We start from the raw sequence: 22114 nt of genomic DNA, 5'->3' as shown, positions 1-22114 counted from the left end.
CCTGTAACTCCCGTGGTACCCATTAGCCATGCGACTGACTACCAAAGGCCGATACGCCGTGACTGCAATGCTCGACCTGGCATTGCACGCGCAGCATGGGCCTGTGTCTTTGGCCGACATTTCCGAACGCCAGGGCATTTCCCTCTCTTATCTGGAGCAGCTGTTCGCCAAGCTGCGCCGCAGTAGCCTGGTTTCCAGCGTGCGCGGCCCCGGCGGTGGTTACCAGCTGTCGCGGGGCATGGAGACCATCCAGGTAGCCCAGGTCATCGACGCGGTCAATGAATCGGTCGATGCCACTCGTTGTCAGGGCCTGGGGGACTGCCATGCCGGTGACACCTGCCTGACCCACCATCTGTGGTGCGACCTCAGCCAGCAGATTCACGAATTCCTCAGCGGCATCAGCCTGGCCGACCTCGTCATGCGCCGTGAGGTGCAGGAAGTCGCCCAGCGCCAGGACCTGCGTCGTGTCGCAGGTCGTTCCGCCCTGCTGGACAAGATTGAGACGTCCGCCGTCGATTGACCCGGATCCGATGACAGCGACGAGCGACGCCACCGCCTGATAGGAGATACCCAATGAAGTTGCCGATCTACCTCGATTACTCAGCGACCACCCCAGTCGACCCGCGCGTCGCCCAGAAAATGGCCGAATGCCTGCTGGTCGATGGAAACTTCGGTAACCCGGCCTCGCGTTCCCACGTGTTCGGCTGGAAGGCCGAAGAAGCGGTCGAGAACGGCCGCCGCCAGGTTGCCGAGCTGATCAATGCCGACCCGCGCGAAATCGTCTGGACCAGTGGTGCCACCGAGTCCGACAACCTCGCACTCAAGGGTGTTGCGCACTTCTATCAGACCAAGGGCAAGCACATCATCACCTCCAAGATCGAGCACAAGGCGGTCCTGGATACCGCTCGCCAGCTCGAGCGTGAAGGTTTCGAAGTCACCTACCTCGAGCCAGGCGAAGACGGCATCGTCACCCCGGCCATGGTCGAGGCGGTGCTGCGCGATGACACCATCCTGGTGTCGCTGATGCACGTCAACAACGAAGTTGGTTCGATCAACGACATCGCCGCCATCGGCGAGCTCACCCGCTCGCGCGGCGTGCTGTTCCACGTCGATGCCGCCCAGTCGGCAGGCAAGGTCGAGATCGACCTGCAAAAGCTCAAGGTTGACCTGATGTCGTTCTCGGCGCACAAGGTCTACGGCCCGAAAGGGATCGGCGCGCTGTACGTCAGCCGCAAGCCGCGGGTTCGTCTGGAGGCCATCATTCACGGCGGTGGTCATGAGCGCGGCATGCGTTCGGGCACCCTGCCGACTCACCAGATCGTCGGCATGGGCGAAGCCTTCGCCATCGCCAAGCAGGACATGGCCGCTGAAAACGCACGCATCAAGGCCCTGAGCGACCGCTTCTTCGAGCAGGTTTCCAACCTCGAAGAGCTGTACGTCAACGGCAGCCGCACCCAGCGCGTGCCGCACAACCTGAACCTGAGCTTCAACTACGTCGAAGGCGAGTCGCTGCTGATGTCCTTGAAGGACATTGCCGTGTCCTCGGGTTCGGCCTGCACCTCCGCTTCGCTCGAGCCGTCCTACGTACTGCGCGCCCTGGGTCGCAACGACGAACTGGCACACAGCTCGATCCGCTTCTCCTTCGGTCGCTTCACCACCGAAGAAGAAGTCGACTACGCCGCGCAGAAAGTCTGCGAGGCCGTGAACAAACTGCGTGAGCTGTCGCCGCTTTGGGACATGTACAAAGACGGCGTCGACATCTCCAAGATCGAGTGGGCCGCCCACTAAGCAGTCGCCGGCAAGAGCGGCTCCCTGATGAGGAAGGAATTGCACCATGGCATACAGTGAAAAGGTCATCGACCACTACGAAAACCCACGCAACGTCGGCAAGATGAATGCCGAAGATCCGGATGTCGGTACCGGCATGGTCGGCGCCCCTGCGTGCGGTGACGTGATGCGTCTGCAAATCAAGGTCAACGAGCAAGGCATCATCGAGGATGCCAAGTTCAAGACTTACGGCTGCGGTTCGGCCATCGCTTCCAGCTCCCTCGCCACCGAGTGGATGAAAGGCAAGACCCTGGATGAAGCCGAAACCATCAAGAACACCCAGCTGGCGGAAGAACTGGCGCTGCCGCCGGTCAAGATCCACTGCTCTGTACTCGCCGAGGATGCCATCAAGGCAGCCGTGCGCGACTACAAGCAGAAAAAGGGCTTGATCTAAGCCGCCCGTTGCAAGGTAACTGAGGAGCTCCGATGGCTATCAGCATGACAGAAGCCGCCGCCAACCACGTGCGGCGATCCCTCGAAGGGCGCGGCAAGGGCGAGGGCATTCGCCTGGGCGTGCGCACCACCGGTTGCTCGGGCCTGGCCTACGTGCTGGAGTTCGTCGATGAGCTGGCCGATGAAGACACCGTGTTCGAGAACCACGGGGTGAAGGTGATCATCGATCCCAAGAGCCTCGTCTACCTCGATGGCACCGAGCTGGACTTCGTCAAGGAAGGGTTGAACGAAGGCTTCAAGTTCAACAACCCCAACGTGCGCGGTGAGTGTGGCTGCGGCGAAAGCTTCAACGTCTGAGGCTGGCTGTGGGTACTCCTTGTCATTTCGCTCTGTTCGACCTCCAGCCCAGCTTCCGCCTGGACCTCGATAAGCTGGCCACTCGCTATCGCGAGCTGGCCCGCGAGGTGCACCCGGATCGCTTTGCCGACGCTTCCGAGCGTGAGCAGCGCGTCGCGCTGGAAAAGTCTGCCGCCCTCAACGACGCCTACCAGACCTTGCGCAGTGCGCCGCGTCGCGCCCGTTACCTGCTGGCCATCGGTGGCCATGAAGTGCCTCAGGAAGTCACGGTTCACGACCCGGACTTCCTGTTGCAGCAGATGCAGTGGCGCGAAGAGCTCGAGGAGCTGCAGGACGATGCCGATCTCGATGGCGTGGCCGTGTTCAAGAAGCGCCTCAAGGCTGCCCAGGACACGCTCAACGAAGATTTCGCCGCCTGCTGGGATGTGCCTGCCGAGCGTGAACAGGCCGAGCGCCTGATGCGCCGCATGCAGTTCCTCGACAAGCTCGCCCAAGAAGTGCGCCAACTGGAAGAGCGCCTCGACGATTAACCCGGTGTCGCCCGTGATGACGCCTAAGGTATTCAGATAAGCATGGCCCTACTGCAGATCGCCGAACCCGGTCAAAGCCCGCAGCCGCACCAGCGTCGCCTGGCGGTGGGTATCGACCTGGGTACCACCAACTCCCTGGTCGCTGCCGTGCGCAGCGGTCGCAGCGAGCCCCTGCCCGATGCGCAGGGTAATGTCATTTTGCCTTCGGCCGTGCGTTACCTGGCAGGCCATAGCGAAGTCGGCCTGGCTGCTCGCGAAGCGGCACCTACTGACCCGCTCAACACCGTGCTCTCGGTCAAGCGCCTGATGGGGCGCGGACTGGCAGACGTCAAGCAACTGGGCGAGCAACTGCCATACCGTTTCGTCGGTGGCGAGTCTCACATGCCGTTCATCGATACCGTCCAGGGGCCGAAGAGTCCGGTGGAAGTATCGGCCGATATCCTCAAGGTGCTGCGCGAGCGTGCCGAGCAGAGCCTCGGCGGTGAGCTGGTGGGCGCTGTCATCACGGTTCCGGCCTATTTCGACGATGCTCAGCGCCAGGCCACCAAGGATGCTGCGCGCCTGGCCGGCCTGAACGTGCTGCGCCTGCTCAACGAGCCGACCGCCGCGGCGGTGGCTTATGGCCTGGACCAAAACGCCGAAGGTGTGGTGGCCATCTATGACCTGGGTGGGGGAACGTTCGACATCTCCATCCTGCGCCTGACCGCAGGTGTGTTCGAGGTACTGGCCACCGGCGGCGACACGGCCCTCGGGGGTGACGACTTCGATCATGCCATCGCTGGCTGGATCATCGAGCAGGCCGGGTTGTCTTCGGATCTCGATCCGGCCACCCAGCGCCAACTGCTGCAGGCAGCCTGTGCGGCCAAGGAGGCCCTGACCGATGCCGACGCCGTGACCGTCACGCATGGTGCCTGGCAGGGCGAGCTGAGCCGCGTGGCCTTCGAGGCGATGATCGAGCCGCTGATTGCCCGTAGCCTGAAGTCCTGCCGCCGCGCTGTGCGCGACAGCGGTGTAGAGCTCGAAGAAGTCGGTGCGGTCGTCATGGTCGGCGGTTCGACGCGCGTCCCACGGGTGCGCGAGGCGGTCGGGGCGCTGTTCGACCGCACCCCGTTGACCTCGATCGACCCCGATCAGGTGGTGGCCATCGGCGCCGCCATCCAGGCTGACACCCTGGCCGGCAATCGCCGTGAAGGCGGCGAGTTGTTGTTGCTCGACGTCATCCCGCTGTCCTTGGGCCTCGAGACCATGGGCGGGTTGATGGAGAAGGTGATCCCGCGCAACACCACCATTCCGGTGGCGCGCGCCCAGGAATTCACCACGTACAAAGATGGCCAGTCGGCCATGATGATTCACGTCCTGCAGGGCGAGCGCGAGTTGATCAGCGACTGCCGATCCCTGGCGCGCTTCGAGCTGCGCGGCATTCCGGCCATGGTGGCGGGTGCGGCGAAGATCCGCGTGACCTTCCAGGTCGATGCCGACGGTCTGCTCAGTGTCGCCGCCCGCGAGCTGGGCTCGGGCGTGGAGGCCAGCATCCAGGTCAAGCCGTCCTACGGCCTGACCGATGGCGAGATCGCCCGCATGCTGAAGGATTCGTTCGAGCATGCCGGCTCCGACAAGCAGGCCCGCCAATTGCGCGAGCATCAGGTCGACGCCGAGCGCTTGCTCGAAGCGGTGCAGGGCGCCCTGGATGCCGACGGCGAACGCCTGCTCAGCGAAGAAGAGCGGATCGCCATCGAGTTCCAGATGCAAGAATTGCGTGATTTGCTGAGCGGCACCGATGGCGCGGCCATCGAGCAACAGACCAAGCGTCTGTCGCAGGTGACCGATGCATTTGCCGCCCGTCGCCTTGATTCGACGGTCAAAGCCGCACTGGCCGGGCGCAACCTGAATGAGATCGAGGAGTAATCGATGCCGCTGGTAACCTTCCTGCCGCATGAGAAGTTCTGCCCAGAAGGGCTGACCGTGGAGGTCGAGCCGGGAACCAATATCCTGGAGTTGGCCCACGAGCACCACATCGAGATGGAAAGTGCATGTGGCGGTGTGTGCGCTTGCACCACTTGCCACTGCATCGTGCGCAAGGGCTTCGACTCGCTTGAAGAAGCCGATGAGCTGGAAGAGGATATGCTGGACAAGGCCTGGGGCCTGGAGGCGCAATCGCGTCTGGCCTGCCAGGTGAAGGTGGCTGACGAGGACGTCACCATCGAGATTCCCAAGTATTCGCTCAACCACGCCGCCGAAGCGCCGCATTGAGGTTTTGTACATGAGTCTGAAATGGGTTGATGTACTTGAGATCGCCATTCAGCTTGCGGAAAGCAAGCCTGAGGTCGATCCTAAATATGTGAATTTCGTCGATTTGCACCGCTGGGTGCTGGCCCTGCCGGAGTTCAGCGACGATCCGTCACGTGGCGGTGAGAAAGTGCTCGAGGCCATCCAGGCGGCCTGGATCGAAGAAGCCGACTGAACGCATTTTGCAGGTTAGGCAATCCCCTGGAACCCGCGTATAATTCGCGGGTTTAATTTTTCGCAACACTCATATTTCTGGAGTTTTCCATGGCTGTTCAACGTACTTTCTCCATCATCAAGCCTGACGCCGTTGCCAAGAACGTCATCGGCGAGATCACCACTCGCTTCGAGAAAGCCGGCCTGCGCGTCGTCGCTTCGAAAATGAAGCAGCTGTCCAAAGCCGAAGCCGAAGGCTTCTACGCTGAGCACAAAGAGCGCGGTTTCTTCGGTGACCTGGTTGCCTTCATGACTTCTGGTCCGGTCATCGTTCAGGTTCTGGAAGGCGAAAACGCCGTTCTGGCCAACCGTGAGCTGATGGGCGCCACCAACCCTAAAGAAGCTGCTGCCGGCACCATCCGTGCCGACTTCGCCGTTTCCATCGACGAGAACGCCGTTCACGGTTCCGACTCGGAAGCTTCGGCTGCCCGCGAAATCGCTTACTTCTTCTCCGCTACCGAGCTGTGCGACCGCATTCGCTAAGCGAGGCAGGTCTTGGGTGATTCCATGAGTGACATGACTGGCAAGATCAACCTGTTGGGCCTGACCCTGCAGGAAATGGAAAAATTCTTCGAGTCCATCGGAGAGAAGCGTTTTCGTGCCGGTCAGGTCATGAAATGGATTCACCACTATGGCGTCGACGATTTCGCCGCCATGACCAATGTCGGCAAGGCCTTGCGCGAAAAGCTCGAGGCCGTTGCCGAGATTCGGGGTCCGGAAGTGGTCAGTGAAGACATTTCCGCCGACGGCACCCGCAAGTGGGTGGTCCGCGTTGCCTCCGGCAGCTGCGTCGAAACCGTCTACATCCCCACCGACGACCGCGGCACCCTCTGCGTTTCGTCGCAAGCCGGCTGCGCTCTGGACTGCAGTTTCTGCTCCACCGGCAAGCAAGGCTTCAATAGCAACCTCACCGCCGCCGAAGTCATCGGCCAGGTGTGGCTTGCGAACAAATCCTTCGGGACCGTCCCGGCCAAGATCGACCGCGCGATTACCAACGTGGTCATGATGGGCATGGGTGAGCCCCTGCTGAATTTCGACAATGTCATCGCCGCCATGAAGATCATGATGGAAGATCTGGGCTATGGCATTTCCAAGCGTCGCGTCACCTTGTCCACCTCGGGCGTGGTGCCGATGATCGACGAGCTGGCCAAGCACATCGACGTGTCTCTGGCCCTGTCGCTGCACGCACCCAACGATGAGCTGCGCAACCAACTGGTACCGATCAACAAGAAGTATCCGCTGAAGATGCTGCTGGAATCGTGCATGGGCTACATGGCGACCCTGGGTGGCAAGCGCGTGCTCACCATCGAGTACACCCTGCTCAAGGATGTCAACGACCAGCCTGAGCATGCTGCGCAGATGATCGAATTGCTGCGCGATGTACCGTGCAAGATCAACCTGATTCCATTCAACCCGTTCCCGCACTCGGGCTACGAGCGGCCGAGCAACAACGCGATCCGTCGTTTCCAGGACCTGCTGCACCACGGTGGTTTCAACGTGACTACCCGAACCACCCGGGGCGACGACATCGACGCCGCCTGTGGTCAGCTGGTCGGCCAGGTCAATGACCGTACCCGCCGCAGTGAGCGTTACATCGCCGTACGCCAGCTGTCCGCCGACGCTGAGCTTCCAGACAGCGCCGTGCGCCACTGAGTCCGGGCCTGCCATGAGCCTGCGCGCTGCGCTGTCGATCCTTGCGCTTTCGCTGCTGGCCGGCTGTGTGTCGGGTGGCGCGCATCATCCCCTGGCCAACAGCCAGGGACGGGCCGAGGCAGGGCGGGCATATGTGCAGTTGGGGCTGGGCTATTTGCAACAGGGTATGACCGAGCAGGCCAAAGCGCCGTTGGCCAAGGCCCTGGCGCTCGAGCCCCGTGATGCCGATGCCCATGCTGCACTTGCCTTGGTCTTTGCCGCCGAAGCAGAGCCGGCGCTGGCCGAGTCGCACTTTCGCCAAGCGCTCGCGGCACGCCCTGATGACACGCGAATTCGCAACAACTACGGCAGTTTCCTATATGCTCAGCAGCGTTTCCCCGAAGCTGAGCAGATGTTTCGCCTAGCCAGTGCCGATACCCTGTATCCTGAACGTTCGCGGGTCTACGAGAACCTCGGCCTGACGGCCTTGCGGCTCGATGCCCGCGAGCAGGCACACGCATACCTGACCAAGGCATTGCAACTCAACCCACGGCAGCCCAGGGCATTGCTGGAAATGGCTGAGTTGTCCTTCGAAAACAGGCATTATGTGCCGGCCCGGGATTACTACGATCGTTTCAGCCAGTTGAGCGACCATGGCGCCCGTAGTCTCCTCTTGGGCATTCGCCTTGCCAGGGTGTTCGACGAGCAGGGCACGCAGGCCGAACTGGGCCAGCAATTACAACGACTTTATCCCGGTACGCCGGAATATCAGCAATACCTGTCGGAGCAACGATGAAAGCCGCGCATCCCGAAGTAGCAGCAGCGACTGGCCAGAACCCCGGCGAGCTGTTGCGCCAGGCCCGCGAGAAACGGGATTGGTCGCAAGCCGAGGTGGCCCGTAAGCTGAACCTCACAGTAAGTTCGCTGAACCACGTGGAAACCGGCGCCTTCGACAAGTTGCCGGGGCATACCTTCGCCCGTGGGTACATTCGCGCTTATGCCAAGCTGATGGACATGGACCAGGCGCCTCTGGTTGCCGCCTTCGACCAATACACCGGTACCCATGCCAAGGGCAGCGAGGTGCACTCGCTGGGCCGCATCGAGGAGCCAATGCGGTTGTCGCACAATATCCTGCGTGGCGTCAGCTTGCTGTTGCTGGTCGCCGTGGTGGGGGGGGGGTTCGTTTGGTGGCAGGACCAGGGCAGCCTGCGCGGCAAGGACCTGGCCAAGATGGCTTTGGAGCACGTCGAGGTCGAAAGCGCCGACGGCACCACTCAGATTCATCCGCTGGACGAGCCTGAAGACCAGGCAGTGACTGCTGGCCAGCAGCCCGAAGCCGCTCCGTTGCCGCTGGAATCGAACAGTGCCGCGCAGGCTGATGGCACCTCCAGCGAAGCGGCGCCTGCGGCCGAGGTCGATACCGCTGCGAACCCTGGCAACCCTGCCAGCGTGACCTCGGCACCTGCACCCGTGGAACCGTCGGCCCCGGCATCTGCGCCGGCCACTCCGGGCGTTTCGGAACCGGCTAGCGCACCGTCTGCCAACGCCGTTGCCACCGAGGCCGTGGTGCCTGCCGGCAGCGGCAAGGTCGCGATCCAATTCACTGCCGATTGCTGGACCCAGGTCACCGACGGCAACGGCAAGGTGCTGTTCAGCGGCATCAAGCGCAAGGGCGATAACCTGGACCTGACCGGCAAGCCACCGTTCGCGGTGCGCTTGGGCTTCGCCCGCGGCGCCCAGGTCAGCTACAACGGCCAGGCCGTCGATGTCGCCCCGTTCACCAGTGGCGAGACTGCTCGCCTGAAGTTGGGACAGTAAGTCATGCACGGCGAATCTCCGATCAAACGTCGCGAATCCCGCAAAATCTGGGTCGGCAATGTGCCGGTGGGTGGCGATGCCCCCATCGCGGTGCAGAGCATGACCAACACCGACACCAACGACGTGGCGGCTACCGTGGCGCAGATCCAGCGTCTGGTCGACGCCGGTGTCGACATCGTGCGCGTCTCGGTGCCGGACATGGACGCGGCCGAAGCCTTTGGCCGCATCAAGCAACAGGTCAGCGTGCCGCTGGTTGCCGATATCCATTTCGACTACAAGATCGCATTGCGCGTGGCCGAACTGGGCGTCGACTGCCTGCGCATCAACCCGGGCAACATCGGCCGCGAAGACCGCGTGCGCGCGGTAGTCGATGCCGCACGCGACCGCGGCATCCCGATTCGTATCGGCGTCAATGCAGGCTCGTTGGAAAAGGACCTGCAGAAGAAGTACGGCGAACCGACCCCGGCGGCATTGGTCGAGTCGGCCCTGCGCCATGTCGAGCACCTCGACCGCCTGGACTTCCAGGACTTCAAGGTCAGCGTCAAGGCCTCCGACGTGTTCATGGCCGTCGAAGCGTACCGCCTGTTGGCCAAACAGATCGTGCAGCCTCTGCACCTGGGTATCACCGAAGCGGGCGGCCTGCGTTCGGGAACGGTGAAATCCGCCGTCGGCCTGGGTATGCTGCTGGCCGAGGGGATCGGCGACACCATTCGCATCTCTCTGGCCGCCGATCCGGTCGAGGAAGTGAAGGTCGGCTACGACATCCTCAAGTCGCTGCACTTGCGCTCGCGAGGAATCAACTTCATCGCTTGCCCGAGCTGCTCGCGACAGAACTTCGACGTGGTCAAGACCATGAACGAGCTGGAGGGGCGCCTGGAGGACCTGCTGGTACCGCTGGACGTCGCGGTCATCGGTTGCGTGGTCAACGGCCCGGGTGAAGCCAAGGAGTCCCATGTGGGCCTGACTGGCGGTACGCCGAACCTGGTCTACATCGACGGCAAGCCGTCGCAGAAGCTGACCAATGACAACCTGGTCGATGAGCTGGAAAAACTCATCCGCCAGAAAGCGGCTGAAAAGGCCGAAGCCGACGCGGCGCTGATCGCCCGTGGCTGACACACAGATTCGTAAGGACATTTCGTGAGCAAATCGCTGCAAGCCATCCGTGGCATGAACGACATCCTGCCCGAGCAGTCACCCCTGTGGCGCTATTTCGAGGGCACCGTGGCCGGCCTGCTGGATACCTATGGGTACAGCCAGATCCGCACCCCGATCGTCGAGTTCACCGAGCTGTTCAAGCGTTCGATCGGTGAAGTCACCGACATCGTCGAAAAAGAGATGTACACCTTCGCGGACCGCAACGGCGACTCCCTGACCTTGCGCCCCGAAGGCACCGCCGCCTGCGTGCGCGCCGTGCTCGAGCACGGTATCACTGGCAACGGCCAGGTGCAGAAGTTGTGGTACATAGGCCAGATGTTCCGCCACGAGCGCCCGCAGAAGGGGCGCTATCGCCAGTTCCACCAGATCGGTGTCGAAGTGTTCAACCTCGACGGACCGGACATCGATGCCGAACTGATCATGCTCACCTGGCGCCTGTGGGGCTTGTTGGGCATCCAGGATGCGGTGAAGCTCGAACTCAACAGCCTGGGCACCAGCGAGGCCCGTGCGCGTTATCGTGATGCGCTGGTCGAGTTCCTCTCGGCGCGTCTGGAGCAGCTCGACGAAGACAGCCAGCGTCGCCTGAAGAGCAACCCGCTGCGTATCCTCGACAGCAAGGACCAGGGCACCCAGGCGGTGCTTGTCGACGCGCCGAAGCTCGAAGACTACCTGGACGAGGATTCGCGTGCACACTTCGCCGGCCTCAAGGCACGCCTGGACGCCGCTGGCATTCCGTTCGTGATCAACACCAAACTGGTGCGCGGCCTGGACTACTACAGCAAGACCGTGTTCGAGTGGGTTACCGACAAGCTGGGTGCCCAAGGCACGGTATGCGCTGGCGGCCGCTATGATGGTCTGGTCGAGCAAATGGGCGGTAAACCGACGCCGGGCGTAGGTTTCGCCATGGGTATCGAACGCCTGATCCTGCTCTTGGAGACCTTGGACAAGGTGCCCGAGTCGATCAACCGCCAGATCGATGTTTACCTGTGCGCCTTTGGCGAACAAGCCGAGCTTGCCGGTCTGCGCTTGTCCGAGAGCCTGCGCGACCGCCTGCCGGGCCTGCGCCTGGCGGTCAATGCCGGCGGTGGCAGTTTCAAGAGCCAGTTCAAAAAGGCCGACAAAAGCGGAGCGCTGTTCGCCCTGATCCTCGGTGACGATGAGCTGGCCAAGCAAGAGATCGGCCTGAAGCCCCTGCGCGGCCAGGGCGAACAACAGAACATTGCCTGGGATGCTCTGGCTGAGCACCTGGAAACCGCGATCGCTCAAGCGTAACGCGGTTCAACAAGCGAATAGGCGAAAAGGAGTATTGGGGTGTCGAGTACTGATGATGATGAACTGGCAGGGATCAAGGACTGGTGGAGCCGCAATGGTAAGCCGCTGCTGACTGGCGCGCTGCTGGCAGGTGTGGTGGTGCTGGGCTGGAACACCTGGCACAAGTACCAGAACAACCAGTCGCAAGGTGCCTCGCAGCTGTACCAGGCCCTGTTGGAAACCAGCCTGACGCCAAGCGGCCAGCCTGATGCGACCAAGGTCGCCGAGCTGTCCGGCAAGCTCAAGAGCGAGTACGGCGGCACCGCTTATGCCCAGTACGGCAGCCTGTTCGTAGCCAAGGTCGCGGTCGAGACCGGCAAGCTCGATGACGCCGCCGCCGAGCTCAAGGGCGTGCTGGACAAGCCGGCCGACGTGACCCTGGGTGAGATCTCGCGTCAGCGTCTGGCTCGTGTGATGGCCGCGCAGAACAAGGCCGAAGACGCACTCAAGCTGCTCGACGGTGACACCGACAAGGCTTTCCTGGCCAGTCGCGAAGAATTGAAGGGTGACCTGCTGGTACAGCTCGGTCGTACCGACGATGCCCACAACGCCTATGAAAAAGCCAAGGCTGCGCTGTCGGATGACGCCGCGGTCGGTGGCCTGCAACTGAAGCTGGACGACCTTGCCAAAGGGGACGCGTGACGTGATCGGTTGGAAACAAGCAGCAGTGCTGACCCTGGCCGTTCTGGCCGCAGGTTGCAGCAGCAACAGCAAGAAGGAACTGCCACCGGCCGAGCTGACCAAGTTCACCGAGGAAGTCGTGCTGAAGAAGCAGTGGAGCCGTTCGATCGGTGATGGCCAGGGCGAGACCTACAATACCCTGGTGCCGGCGATCGAGAACGACCGCATCTACGCCTCCGACGTCCATGGCGATGTCTATGCCCTTGATCGGGTCACCGGCAAGGTGGTGTGGAACAAGGACCTGGACCTGCCGGTATCCGGAGCTGTCGGCGTAGGCTACGGCCTGCTCATGCTGGGTACCCTCAAGGGCGAGGTGATCGCCCTCGATTCCAGCACCGGCGAGGAGCGCTGGCGCTCGCGTGTCACCAGTGAGGTGCTGGCGCCGCCGGCCACCAATGGTGACGTGGTGGTGGTGCAGACCCAGGACGATCGCCTGATCGGCCTGGACGCCACTACTGGCGACCGCCGCTGGATCTACGAAAACACCCCGGCAGTGCTGACCCTGCGTGGCACCGGCGCGCCGATTGCCACCAACCGCCTGGCCGTCGCCGGTCTGTCCACCGGCAAGGTGGTGGCCGTCGACATCAACAACGGCGTCCCGGTGTGGGAGAGCCGCGTGGCGATTCCACAGGGGCGCTCCGAGCTCGATCGTGTAGTCGACATCGATGGCGGCCTGCTGCTGTCCGGTGGCACCCTGTACGTCAGCACCTACCAGGGCCGGGTCGCCGGCCTGGACCTGGAAAGCGGTCGGGTGCTGTGGCAGCGCGATGCATCCAGCTACGTGGGTGTCGCCCAGGGCTTCGGCAACGTCTACGTCAGTGAGGCCAGCGGCACGGTTGAGGGCGTCGATGAGCGGTCCTCCAGCGCACTGTGGAGCAACGATTCGATGGCCCGTCGCCAGCTGACTGCCCCGGAAGTGTTCTCCAGCTACGTGGCAGTAGGTGACTTCGAGGGTTACCTGCACCTGCTCAGCCAGGTCGACGGTCGTTTCGTCGGTCGTGAGCGGATCGACAGCGATGGGCTGCGCGCCCGGCCCCTGGTGGTGGGCGACACCATCTATGTCTTCGGCAACAGCGGCAAGCTCGAGGCACTGACCATCCGCTGAAGCTATGCTTGAGGCCTTGGCGGGCTTCAAGCTGCGGCGTAGGACACGCCGCACGAACTCCGGCCGCTGCCTTGCAGCGGCCTTTGCATTTTCTAGAATTCAAGAGTGGAGAGCCGCATGGTTCCCGTAATCGCCCTGGTGGGACGGCCGAACGTCGGCAAATCCACCATGTTCAACCGACTGACCAAGACCCGCGATGCCATCGTCGGCGACCTGTCGGGCCTGACCCGTGATCGCCAGTATGGCGATGCCTCCTGGCAGGGTCGTTCCTACATCCTGATCGACACCGGTGGTATCACCGGCGATGAAGTCGGCATGGACGAAAAGATGGCCGAGCAGTCGCTCATGGCCATCGAAGAAGCCGACTACGTACTGTTCCTGGTCGACGCCCGCGCCGGTATGACCGCCGCCGACCAGATGATTGCCGAGCACCTGCGCAAGCGCAACAAAGAAGCGATCCTGGTCGCCAACAAGATCGACAACATCGATGCCGACGTCGCTCGCGCTGAGTTCTCGCCGCTGGGCATGGGCAACGCCATTCCGGTGGCGGGCTCCCAAGGCCGTGGCATCAACGCCTTGATGGAAGCCGTGCTCGGCCACATTCCGCGTGACGCCGAGGAAGAAGCGCTCGACGAAGAGGTCGCCGAAGGCGAGGAAGCGACGCGCATCCCGGGTCCGAGCGAGAAGGATGGCATCAAGATCGCCATCATCGGCCGCCCGAACGTGGGCAAGTCGACCTTGGTCAACCGCATGCTCGGCGAGGAGCGTGTGGTGGTCTACGACCAGCCCGGTACTACCCGCGACAGTATTTACATTCCCTTCGAGCGCGATGGCGAGAAGTACACCTTCATCGACACCGCAGGCGTGCGCAAGCGCGGCAAGATCCACGAGGAAGTTGAAAAGTTCTCGGTGGTGAAGACCCTGCAGGCGATCAAGGACGCCAACGTGGTGATCTTCGTCATGGATGCCCGCGAAGGGGTGGTCGACCACGACCTCAACCTGCTCGGTTTTGCCCTGGAAGCCGGCCGTGCCATCGTCATTGCCCTGAACAAATGGGACGGCATGGAGCCGGGCGAGCGTGACTACGTCAAGACCGAGCTGGAGCGCCGGCTGTTCTTCGTCGACTTTGCCGATATCCACTTCATATCGGCTCTGCACGGCACCGGCGTCGGGCATCTGTACAAGTCGGTGCAGGCTGCGTTCAAGTCGGCGGTCACCCGCTGGCCGACCAGTCGTCTGACGCAGATCCTCGAGGACGCGGTCAGCGAGCACCAGCCGCCGTTGGTCAACGGTCGTCGCATCAAGCTGCGCTACGCGCACCTTGGCGGGGCCAACCCGCCGCTGATCGTGATCCACGGCAACCAGACCGACAAGATTCCGAAGTCGTACTCGCGGTACCTGGAAAACACCTACCGTCGCGTGTTGAAGCTGGTCGGTACGCCGATCCGCATCGAGTACAAGGGTGGCGAGAACCCCTACGAGGGCAAGAAGAACACCCTCACCGATCGCCAGGTCAACAAGAAGCGTCGCCTGATGTCGCACCACAAGAAGGCCGAGAAGAAGCGCCGCGACAAGCGCTGATTTCGTGTCGACCTCTCCGCGGGTTCGCCCGCGGAGAGGCACTTTGATTCAACGCAATCACTCATTGTTTCAACCTTTTTCCTGACTGCTCGATCCGCTATGCTCGGACTCCCCCGTGCCGGATCCACCCCAGGAAAGAGGGCTCCATGATTCGCAGCAAACTGCCGAATGTCGGCACGACCATCTTCACCACCATGTCCCAGCTCGCCGCGCAAACCGGCGCGCTCAACCTTTCCCAAGGTTTCCCCGATTTCAACGGCCCGCAAGCATTGCTCGATGCGGTTGGCCGACACGTCGCCGCAGGGCATAACCAGTACGCACCAATGACTGGCTTGCCGGCCCTGCGCCAGCAAGTGGCGGCCAAGGTCGAGCGCTTGTATGGCGCAAAGGTTGACGCCGACCAGGAGGTGACCATCACCCCAGGTGCCACCGAAGCGATCTTCTGTGCCATCCAGGCGGTGATTCAGGCGGGTGACGAAGTGATCGTTTTCGACCCTTGTTACGACAGTTATGCGCCCTCGGTGACCCTGGCTGGCGGACGCTGCGTGCATGTGCGATTGAGCGATGGCGATTTTCGCATCGACTGGCAGGCGTTCAGCGATGCGCTCAGTCCGCGCACACGCATGGTCATTCTCAACTCGCCACACAACCCCAGCGGGGCACTGATCACCCGCGAAGACCTTGATCAGCTCGCGCGGCTGATTGCCGATCGCGATATCTATTTGATCAGCGACGAGGTCTACGAACACCTGGTGTACGACGGCGTGCGCCATGCCAGCGTGCTGGCCCACGCCGAGCTGTTTGCCCGCGCCTTCGTGGTTAGCTCGTTCGGCAAGACCTACCACGTGACTGGCTGGAAGACGGGCTATGTGATCGCGCCAGTGGCCCTCAGCGCCGAGCTGCGCAAGGTGCACCAATACGTCAACTTCTGCGGTGTCACACCCTTGCAGTGCGCGCTGGCCGATTTCATGGCCGAGCATCCGCAGCACATCGACGAGCTGCCGGGCTTCTACCAGGCCAAGCGCGATCTGTTCTGCGACCTGCTGGAAGACTCGCGTCTGCGCTTTACCCGCACGGCGGGTACATACTTCCAGCTGGTGGATTACTCGCAGATCCGCCCAGACCTGAACGACGTCGACATGGCCCTGTGGCTCACGCGTGAGCACGGCGTGGCGACCATCCCGGTGTCGGTGTTCTACCAGCAACCCATTCCTGAGCAACGCCTGGTGCGCCTGTGCTTTGCCAAACGAGAGGAGACGCTGCGTCAGGCGGCGGAAAAACTATGCGCGATCTGAGCCAACTGCCCAATCTGAAAATCGCCCTGGTGCAGACCACTCTGGCGTGGCACGACCGCGAAGCCAACCACGCGCACTTCGAGGTGCTGCTCGAGCAGGTCGGTGACGTTGACCTGGTGATTCTCCCCGAGATGTTCACGACGGGGTTCTCCATGGAGTCCGAGCGCCTGGCGGAGCCTGAGAATGGTCCGACCTACAAGTGGCTGAAGGCCCAGGCAGCGAAGGTCGGTGCGGTGATCACTGGCAGCCTGATCGTCCAGGCCGCGGATGGCAGTCATCGCAACCGCCTGTTGTGGGCACGCCCGGATGGCGAGATCCTGTTTTACGACAAGCGTCACCTGTTCCGCATGGCCGGTGAGCACAAACACTACACCCCAGGCGAACGTCAGGTGCAGTTCGAAGTCAAGGGCTGGCGCGTGCGTCCGTTGATCTGCTACGACCTGCGCTTCCCGGTGTGGAGCCGTGACGCGCAAGACACCGACCTGCTGCTGTACACCGCCAACTGGCCGGCAGCGCGCCGTCAGCACTGGAATCGGCTGTTGCCGGCACGGGGCATCGAGAATCTGTGCTATGTCGCGGCGGTGAATCGGGTGGGCACCGATGGCAAGGGCTTCGCCTACTCCGGCGACAGCCAGGTACTGGACTTCCAGGGCGAGAGCCTGTTGAGCGCAGGCGAGGCGGATGGGGTGTTCACAGCGGTGCTGAGTGCGGCGGACCTGGCCAGCTATCGGAGCCGGTTCCCGGCCAACCTGGATGCCGATATCTTCGAGCTGCACTGAGACGCTACCGGGCTCTTCGCGGGACAAGCCCGCTCCCACAGGATCTCCACAGCCCTTTAATTCTGTGGGGTACCTGTGGGAGCGGGCTTGCCCCGCGAAGAGGGCAGTGCTGGCTACATCGTTTCCCGCTCAGTACACATCCCGCCGATACCGCCCATCCTCGATCAGCTGCTGTACCGCAGCATCACCGAGCATGTCATGAAGCGCTGCATCCACTCCCGCGGCCATGCCTTGCAGGCTGCCGCAGACATACACGCAAGCACCCTCGTCGATCCAGCGCTTGAATTCATCGGCGTGCTCGAGCAGCACATCCTGCACATAGATCTTTTCCGTCTGGTCCCGTGAGAACGCCAGATCCAGGCGCGCCAAGTCACCACTTGCCAGCCAACTTTGCAATTCATCGCCACACAGCAGGTCATAGGCCCGGTTGCGCTCGCCGAACAGCAGCCAGTTGCGTCGCTCGCCGCTGTTGATCCGCGCCCGGAGCAGGCTGCGTAGCCCGGCCAGGCCGGTGCCGTTGCCGATCAGGATCATCGGTGCCGAATGCTCCGGCAGATGGAAGCCGCTGTTGCGACGCAGGCGCAGGTTCAGGGTGCCGTTCAGTGGCAGGTGCTCGGTAAGCCAACCCGACCCCAGGCCAAGCTCGCCATCGGCATGGCGTTCCTGGCGCACGATCAGCTCCAGCACGCCATCGCTGGCGATCGAGGCAATCGAATATTCCCGGCTGCCGATCGGTACCAGCGCATCGACCAGGGCTTGCCCATGCAGGCCGATCAGATGGTCGCGACGGCTTGGCAATTGCCGTCCGGCCAGGGCCTGGACCAGCGTTTCAGTCAGGCCGTCGACCTGAACCGCCGCGTCGGCGTCCAGCGCCAGGCCAGTGAGGAAGGTGCTGATGCGTTGCTGGCTATTGAGCGGCAGGATCTCCACCAGGTCGCCGGCTTCCCAACTGGCGGGCTGTTCAGGTTGCAAACCCAGCAGGTACACCGGCTGGCCTTGGCTCCCGGGATTGAGCCGCTCGCGACGGACCAGGCTCCAATTGCCGAAGCTTGGCGGTTGCCAGGCGGCCACGGGCTGTGCGCCGGTCAGTTGCGCCAGTTCTTGCTGCCATTGTTGCAGGGCCGCCTGATCGGCATTGTCGACCTCGATCGGGCTGAACGCGGCGCTGGCACCACGTTCACCGAGCCAAGCCTGCAAGCGCCGGGCGAAGCCGCAGAAGTGCGGGTACTGGCGGTCGCCCAGGGCGAGCAGGGCGTAGCTGAGGTCGTTCAGGGCCCAGGGCTGGCCCAGCACCTTGCGTTCGAAGCCACGGGCGCTGTCGGGCGCCTCGCCGTCACCGAAGGTGCTGACCACGAACAGCGCGCGACGCGTTTGCCGCAGGTCGTGCTCACGGACGTCGGCCAGGGCGCGGACTTGCACCGGCAGTCCGGCGGCCTGCAACTGCGCGGCGCTCTGCCAGGCCAGTTGTTCGGCAAAGCCGCTCTGACTGGCGAAGCCGATCAACCAGCTGTCGCCGCTGGCCGCCGTGCTGCCGATGTTTCCTCGGGCTGCGCGCACTTTGCGCTGCTTGCGCCGGCGGTCGAGGTACAGCAGCCAGCCGGTGACGAAGAACAATGGCATGCTCAGGCTGGCGAGGGTGAGGATGATTCGCCCCGGTAGGCCGAAGTATTCGCCCACATGCAACGCGTAGACGCTTTTCAGCAATTGCGCCTTGAACGACTTGTCGTCGTAGCGTTCCTGGCGCTTGATCTGGCCGGTGGCCGGGTCGATCACCAAGGTGTTGAAGGCCCGTGGATGTGCGGCGTCATCCTGCAGATAGAACAGGTTCGCCGGTTGGCCACCGGCCGGTGGCAGGCGCAAGTTGTAGGTCGCCAGGCCCGAGCCCGCCGTTTGCTGGAGGGTGGCCCAGATGGCGTCGTAGTCGACCACCAGCGGTGGCGCGTTCTTGTCGATTTTCTGGGGCCCGTGACGGCCTCGGCCTTCTCCGCGCTTGTGCTGCTCACCGGCTGCTGGTTGGTCAGCCAGCAGCCGGTTGAGGCCCTCGCGATACCACTCGTAGGACCAGAACAGCCCCGTCAACGCGAACAGAAGGTAGAACAACAGGCACCAGGTCCCGGCCACCGCGTGCAGGTCCCAGTTGAAGGCGCGGCCCTTCTTGGCCCAATCCAGCGTCAGCCAGGTACGCCAGCTCAGGGCTTTGCGTGGCCAGCGCAGGTACAGCCCAGAGAGGCAGAAGAACACCAGCATCAGGGTGCAGGCACCGGTGATCTGCCGGCCCGTGTTGCCCATGGCAAGGAATCGGTGCAGTTGGAGCATCAGGTTGAAAAAGCCTTGCCCGGTGGCCTCGCCCTTGAGATCGCCGGTGTAGGGGTCGGCATAGCGCAGTTCGCCACGGCGCTCACCAGGGGGCGGGGTGAAGAAGACCCGAGCGGCGTTGCCTTCGCGGACATCCACCCACAGCATCGACACCTTCTCGCCCTGTTCGGCCTCGACCCGGCGTACCAGTTCGGCGGGCGGCAATACCCCCTCAGGGCGCACCTGGACCGTGAGCACGTCGGCGTTGAAGGCGCGCAGCAGCTCTTCCTGGAATGAATAAAGGGCCCCGGTGATGCCCATCAAGGCCAGCACCAGGCCGGCGGTGATGCCGAAGAACCAGTGCAACTGGAACAGCGTCTTTTTCAACACATCGATCACCTTGTATCGCTACCGCGTCCTGCGCGGGGTGCATTATGCCTCGATACGAAAAAACCCCGCTCACTGGAATGAGCGGGGTTCGCGGGCATGACCTCAGAAGTGGAAGTTCGCGCTCATCAGGGCGGTACGTCCTGGGGCAACGTGAGCATAATGCGGGGCGAAGACCTGATCGAAGTAACGCTTGTCGGTCAGGTTCTGCACGTTGAGCTGCAGGTCGACGTTCTTGGTCAGGCGATAGGTGGCCATGGCGTCGTAGCGCCAGTAGGAAGGCACTTCCACCGAGTTGGCTTCATCACCGAAGCGCGAGTCGACGAACGTGGCACCGGCGCCGATGGTCAGCTGTGGAACGATGTCGTAGGTCGACCAGAAGGTGAAGTTGTTGCGTGGCGTGCTCGGCATGTGATTGCCTTCGTTGGCCGCAGTGGTGGTCTTGACGATCTCGCTTTCCATGTAGGTATAGCCGCCGTAGACCTTCCACTTGCTGGTCAGGTTACCCGAGTAGGTCAGCTCCACGCCCTGTACACGTTGCTCACCGTCCAGGACCTGGTAGGTCGCATTGTCGGGGTCGGTAACCCGGGCGTTGGTCTTGTCGGTACGGAACAGCGCGGCGGTCAGCGACAGGTTCTCGTCGAAGAAGTCCCACTTGGTGCCGATTTCGTAGTTGCGGTTGCGTTCCGGGTCCAGGTTGCTGTTGTTGGTGGCCAGTTCCAGGCCGCCGTTGCCGCTGGATTCGCCAGATGGGTTGCTCGAGGTCGACCAGGCCGCATAGATGCTGCCGTTGGGCAGGGGCTTGTAGACCACGCCGACCTGGTAGTTCCACAGGTGTGCGTTGTTCTCGCGAGAGAACTCGCCTGCTACCGAACCTCGTCCACCGTTGCTGTAGCCACTGGACTTGGTCTGATAGTCGTCGTAGCGCAGACCCAGATTCAGCGACCATTGGTCATTGAAGGTCAGGGTATCGAACACATACGCCGCGCTGGTCTTGGTGTCGGTATCGGTGAATGCCTTGCTGTCGGCGATGGTGCCCGACCAGCTGTCGTCCGGCGACGGATCGTACAGGCTGGTGCAGTCGCCCGAGGCCAGCAACGCTGGGGTGCAGACGGTGCCGGTGCCGGCTGCCGAAGTGATGCTGTAACCCCGGTTGTGGGTATCGGTGTAGGTGAACTCCAGGCCGGTCACCAGGCTGTGCTCGATGAAGCCGGTATTGAACTTGGCGCTCAGGTCGGTCTGGTTGACCCAGCCCTTGGAAGTGGAGTTGCGGTTCTTCGTCGCGCGATACACCGTACCGTTGGCCACGTTGCCCTTGCTATCGTCCGGGTTGGTGACGATGTAGTCGAGCGTCGAGCGCGACATGCGGAAGCTGTTGGACAGCGTGAGGTTTTCGTTCAGGTCGTGTTCGATGCGGATCGTGCCGCTGTCGTTGCTGGTCTTGCGGTAGTCGCGATCGTTCAAACCGTAGAAATTGTCGCGATCGACATGGGCGGGACCGTCGACGTTGTACTTGCTGCGATCGGCGCTGCGGTTCAATGGAATGCCGTAGTCGGGCATATCGTCGGTCTTGAGGTGGTAGTAGCCGACCGTCACGCGGGTGTCGGTGCCCAGGCCGAAGGCGAACGACGGGGCGACACCCCAGCGGCTGACATCCACGTCGTCACGGCCGGCGACATTGGCTTCATGCTTCATGAGGTTCAAGCGCAACGCTGCGGTGTCGGTGAGCTGCTTGTTCAGGTCCAGGGTGGTGCGCTTGGTCTGGTCCGAGCCCCAGGTGAAACCGCCGTTGTAGCTGTCACCGAGCTTGGCGGTCTTGGTCACCAGGTTGAGGCTGCCGCCGGTCGAGCCAGCGCCGGTGAATGCCGAACCGGGGCCCTTGCTCACTTCGATCGACTCGACGTTGAAGATCTCGCGGCTCTGCGATGCGACATCGCGCATGCCATCGACGAACACATCGCTCTCGGCGTTGAAGCCGCGGATGATTGGACGGTCTCCAGCCGGGTTGCCACCCTCACCGGCACCAAAGGTGATGCCTGGCGTGGTGCGTAGCGCATCCACCAGGCTGGTGGCAGCCGTGTCGCGGATCACCTGTTGGGGAATGACGGTAACGCTCTTGGGCGTCTCGCGCAGGGGCGCGGTGTATTTTTTCGAGCTGGAGACGTCAGTCTTGTAGCGGCTGACATCTTCGGTCGCATTGACGCTGGTGGCGTCCAGCGATACCACGGCGCTGTTGTCGGCGTCGGCAGCCAGGGCCATTTGCCCAGAAGATGCGGCAGAGATGGCAACGCCGATCGCCGAGGCGATCCGGCGGGGCGAAGCTGCTGCAGATGGTACGTGAGTCATTGTTGTAGACCTTCCCCAAGGTGTGAAGGCCGCGGATGTTAATGTAAGCAATTGTAAGTCACAATTGAGATTAGTTACCATTCGTGAAGAATTTACAATCTTTACAATTTACCTTTCCGGTTT

At 62.6% G+C, this 22114-nt stretch carries 21 protein-coding genes; 19 read left to right on the top strand and 2 right to left on the bottom strand.

The features are described from left to right. Nucleotides 1-28 precede the first annotated feature (28 nt). The 19 genes from iscR (at nt 29) to E2H86_RS08075 (ending at nt 16963) form a co-directional block, all read left to right on the top strand. Complete coding sequence (iscR, locus tag E2H86_RS08165; protein WP_133326507.1) at nt 29-520, top strand: Fe-S cluster assembly transcriptional regulator IscR; 492 nt, start codon at nt 29-31, stop codon at nt 518-520. A gap of 53 nt (nt 521-573) precedes the next feature. After that, nucleotides 574-1788, top strand: a complete 1215-nt coding sequence (locus E2H86_RS08160) for an IscS subfamily cysteine desulfurase (RefSeq protein WP_133326505.1) — start codon at nt 574-576, stop codon at nt 1786-1788. A 46-nt stretch (nt 1789-1834) separates the two neighbouring features. Next, entirely contained in the window at nt 1835-2221 is a 387-nt protein-coding gene (gene iscU / locus E2H86_RS08155; RefSeq protein ID WP_007929523.1) for a Fe-S cluster assembly scaffold IscU, read from the top strand. Between the two features lie 32 nt (nt 2222-2253). Next, the gene (gene iscA / locus E2H86_RS08150; RefSeq protein WP_008092567.1) at nt 2254-2577 is read left to right on the top strand and encodes an iron-sulfur cluster assembly protein IscA; all 324 of its coding nucleotides are present in this window, start codon (nt 2254-2256) and stop codon (nt 2575-2577) included. An 8-nt stretch (nt 2578-2585) separates the two neighbouring features. Beyond that, nucleotides 2586-3107, top strand: coding sequence for a co-chaperone HscB (gene hscB, locus E2H86_RS08145; protein WP_133326503.1), 522 nt, complete (start codon nt 2586-2588; stop codon nt 3105-3107). Nucleotides 3108-3149: 42 nt separating this feature from the next. After that, on the top strand, nt 3150-5012 hold the full coding sequence (gene hscA, locus E2H86_RS08140) for a Fe-S protein assembly chaperone HscA (protein WP_133326501.1): 1863 nt from the start codon (nt 3150-3152) through the stop codon (nt 5010-5012). A 3-nt stretch (nt 5013-5015) separates the two neighbouring features. Then, nucleotides 5016-5357, top strand: a complete 342-nt coding sequence (gene fdx / locus E2H86_RS08135; RefSeq protein WP_133326499.1) for an ISC system 2Fe-2S type ferredoxin — start codon at nt 5016-5018, stop codon at nt 5355-5357. Nucleotides 5358-5367: 10 nt separating this feature from the next. After that, nucleotides 5368-5568 (top strand): Fe-S cluster assembly protein IscX, encoded by a 201-nt coding sequence (gene iscX / locus E2H86_RS08130; protein WP_133326497.1) that lies wholly within the window; start codon nt 5368-5370, stop codon nt 5566-5568. Between the two features lie 89 nt (nt 5569-5657). After that, on the top strand, nt 5658-6089 hold the full coding sequence (ndk, locus tag E2H86_RS08125; RefSeq protein WP_013971021.1) for a nucleoside-diphosphate kinase: 432 nt from the start codon (nt 5658-5660) through the stop codon (nt 6087-6089). Nucleotides 6090-6113: 24 nt separating this feature from the next. After that, a complete protein-coding gene (rlmN, locus tag E2H86_RS08120) occupies nt 6114-7259 on the top strand; it encodes a 23S rRNA (adenine(2503)-C(2))-methyltransferase RlmN (RefSeq protein ID WP_133326495.1) in 1146 nt (381 codons plus the stop codon). A 13-nt stretch (nt 7260-7272) separates the two neighbouring features. Beyond that, nucleotides 7273-8034, top strand: a complete 762-nt coding sequence (pilW, locus tag E2H86_RS08115) for a type IV pilus biogenesis/stability protein PilW (RefSeq protein WP_133326493.1) — start codon at nt 7273-7275, stop codon at nt 8032-8034. Further along, a complete protein-coding gene (locus tag E2H86_RS08110) occupies nt 8031-9056 on the top strand; it encodes a RodZ domain-containing protein (protein WP_133326491.1) in 1026 nt (341 codons plus the stop codon). Before pilW ends, E2H86_RS08110 begins: the two co-directional genes overlap by 4 nt. Nucleotides 9057-9059: 3 nt before the next feature. Then, a complete protein-coding gene (gene ispG / locus E2H86_RS08105) occupies nt 9060-10169 on the top strand; it encodes a flavodoxin-dependent (E)-4-hydroxy-3-methylbut-2-enyl-diphosphate synthase (RefSeq protein WP_133326488.1) in 1110 nt (369 codons plus the stop codon). Nucleotides 10170-10193: 24 nt separating this feature from the next. Beyond that, nucleotides 10194-11483 carry a histidine--tRNA ligase gene (gene hisS / locus E2H86_RS08100; protein ID WP_133326486.1) on the top strand — a complete coding sequence of 430 codons (1290 nt, stop codon included), beginning with the start codon at nt 10194-10196 and terminating at the stop codon, nt 11481-11483. A gap of 39 nt (nt 11484-11522) precedes the next feature. Next, the gene (locus E2H86_RS08095) at nt 11523-12164 is read left to right on the top strand and encodes a tetratricopeptide repeat protein (protein WP_133326484.1); all 642 of its coding nucleotides are present in this window, start codon (nt 11523-11525) and stop codon (nt 12162-12164) included. 1 nt (nt 12165) lies between these two features. Beyond that, nucleotides 12166-13308 (top strand): outer membrane protein assembly factor BamB, encoded by a 1143-nt coding sequence (gene bamB / locus E2H86_RS08090; protein ID WP_133326482.1) that lies wholly within the window; start codon nt 12166-12168, stop codon nt 13306-13308. A gap of 117 nt (nt 13309-13425) precedes the next feature. Beyond that, nucleotides 13426-14889, top strand: a complete 1464-nt coding sequence (der, locus tag E2H86_RS08085) for a ribosome biogenesis GTPase Der (protein WP_133326480.1) — start codon at nt 13426-13428, stop codon at nt 14887-14889. Nucleotides 14890-15035: 146 nt separating this feature from the next. Beyond that, on the top strand, nt 15036-16184 hold the full coding sequence (locus E2H86_RS08080; RefSeq protein ID WP_133326478.1) for a pyridoxal phosphate-dependent aminotransferase: 1149 nt from the start codon (nt 15036-15038) through the stop codon (nt 16182-16184). Beyond that, complete coding sequence (locus tag E2H86_RS08075) at nt 16172-16963, top strand: amidohydrolase (RefSeq protein WP_133326476.1); 792 nt, start codon at nt 16172-16174, stop codon at nt 16961-16963. Before E2H86_RS08080 ends, E2H86_RS08075 begins: the two co-directional genes overlap by 13 nt. 129 nt (nt 16964-17092) lie before the next feature. Here E2H86_RS08075 and E2H86_RS08070 read toward each other — a convergent pair whose 3' ends face one another. Further along, nucleotides 17093-19648 (bottom strand): PepSY domain-containing protein, encoded by a 2556-nt coding sequence (locus tag E2H86_RS08070; protein WP_133326474.1) that lies wholly within the window; start codon nt 19646-19648, stop codon nt 17093-17095. A 102-nt stretch (nt 19649-19750) separates the two neighbouring features. Next, nucleotides 19751-21991: a TonB-dependent receptor gene (locus E2H86_RS08065; protein ID WP_133326472.1), complete on the bottom strand. Its 2241-nt coding sequence runs from the start codon at nt 21989-21991 to the stop codon at nt 19751-19753. Nucleotides 21992-22114 lie beyond the last annotated feature (123 nt).

Source organism: Pseudomonas putida, from assembly GCF_004357765.1.
Taxonomy (GTDB): domain Bacteria; phylum Pseudomonadota; class Gammaproteobacteria; order Pseudomonadales; family Pseudomonadaceae; genus Aquipseudomonas; species Aquipseudomonas putida_U.
The sequence above is the reverse complement of the archived record's forward strand: the minus strand, read 5'-3'. Positions and strand labels throughout refer to the sequence as shown.

What these genes read in the sequence shown, in the direction of transcription:
- E2H86_RS08080 (WP_133326478.1), top strand. Translation starts at nt 15,036, where the DNA reads ATGATTCGCAGCAAACTGCCGAATGTCGGCACGACCATCTTCACCACC.
- fdx (WP_133326499.1), top strand. Translation starts at nt 5,016, where the DNA reads ATGCCGCTGGTAACCTTCCTGCCGCATGAGAAGTTCTGCCCAGAAGGG.
- iscX (WP_133326497.1), top strand. Translation starts at nt 5,368, where the DNA reads ATGAGTCTGAAATGGGTTGATGTACTTGAGATCGCCATTCAGCTTGCG.
- ndk (WP_013971021.1), top strand. Translation starts at nt 5,658, where the DNA reads ATGGCTGTTCAACGTACTTTCTCCATCATCAAGCCTGACGCCGTTGCC.
- E2H86_RS08110 (WP_133326491.1), top strand. Translation starts at nt 8,031, where the DNA reads ATGAAAGCCGCGCATCCCGAAGTAGCAGCAGCGACTGGCCAGAACCCC.
- der (WP_133326480.1), top strand. Translation starts at nt 13,426, where the DNA reads ATGGTTCCCGTAATCGCCCTGGTGGGACGGCCGAACGTCGGCAAATCC.
- iscA (WP_008092567.1), top strand. Translation starts at nt 2,254, where the DNA reads ATGGCTATCAGCATGACAGAAGCCGCCGCCAACCACGTGCGGCGATCC.
- hscA (WP_133326501.1), top strand. Translation starts at nt 3,150, where the DNA reads ATGGCCCTACTGCAGATCGCCGAACCCGGTCAAAGCCCGCAGCCGCAC.
- ispG (WP_133326488.1), top strand. Translation starts at nt 9,060, where the DNA reads ATGCACGGCGAATCTCCGATCAAACGTCGCGAATCCCGCAAAATCTGG.
- pilW (WP_133326493.1), top strand. Translation starts at nt 7,273, where the DNA reads ATGAGCCTGCGCGCTGCGCTGTCGATCCTTGCGCTTTCGCTGCTGGCC.
- E2H86_RS08065 (WP_133326472.1), bottom strand. Translation starts at nt 21,991, where the DNA reads ATGACTCACGTACCATCTGCAGCAGCTTCGCCCCGCCGGATCGCCTCG.
- iscR (WP_133326507.1), top strand. Translation starts at nt 29, where the DNA reads ATGCGACTGACTACCAAAGGCCGATACGCCGTGACTGCAATGCTCGAC.
- E2H86_RS08075 (WP_133326476.1), top strand. Translation starts at nt 16,172, where the DNA reads ATGCGCGATCTGAGCCAACTGCCCAATCTGAAAATCGCCCTGGTGCAG.
- iscU (WP_007929523.1), top strand. Translation starts at nt 1,835, where the DNA reads ATGGCATACAGTGAAAAGGTCATCGACCACTACGAAAACCCACGCAAC.
- E2H86_RS08160 (WP_133326505.1), top strand. Translation starts at nt 574, where the DNA reads ATGAAGTTGCCGATCTACCTCGATTACTCAGCGACCACCCCAGTCGAC.
- rlmN (WP_133326495.1), top strand. Translation starts at nt 6,114, where the DNA reads ATGAGTGACATGACTGGCAAGATCAACCTGTTGGGCCTGACCCTGCAG.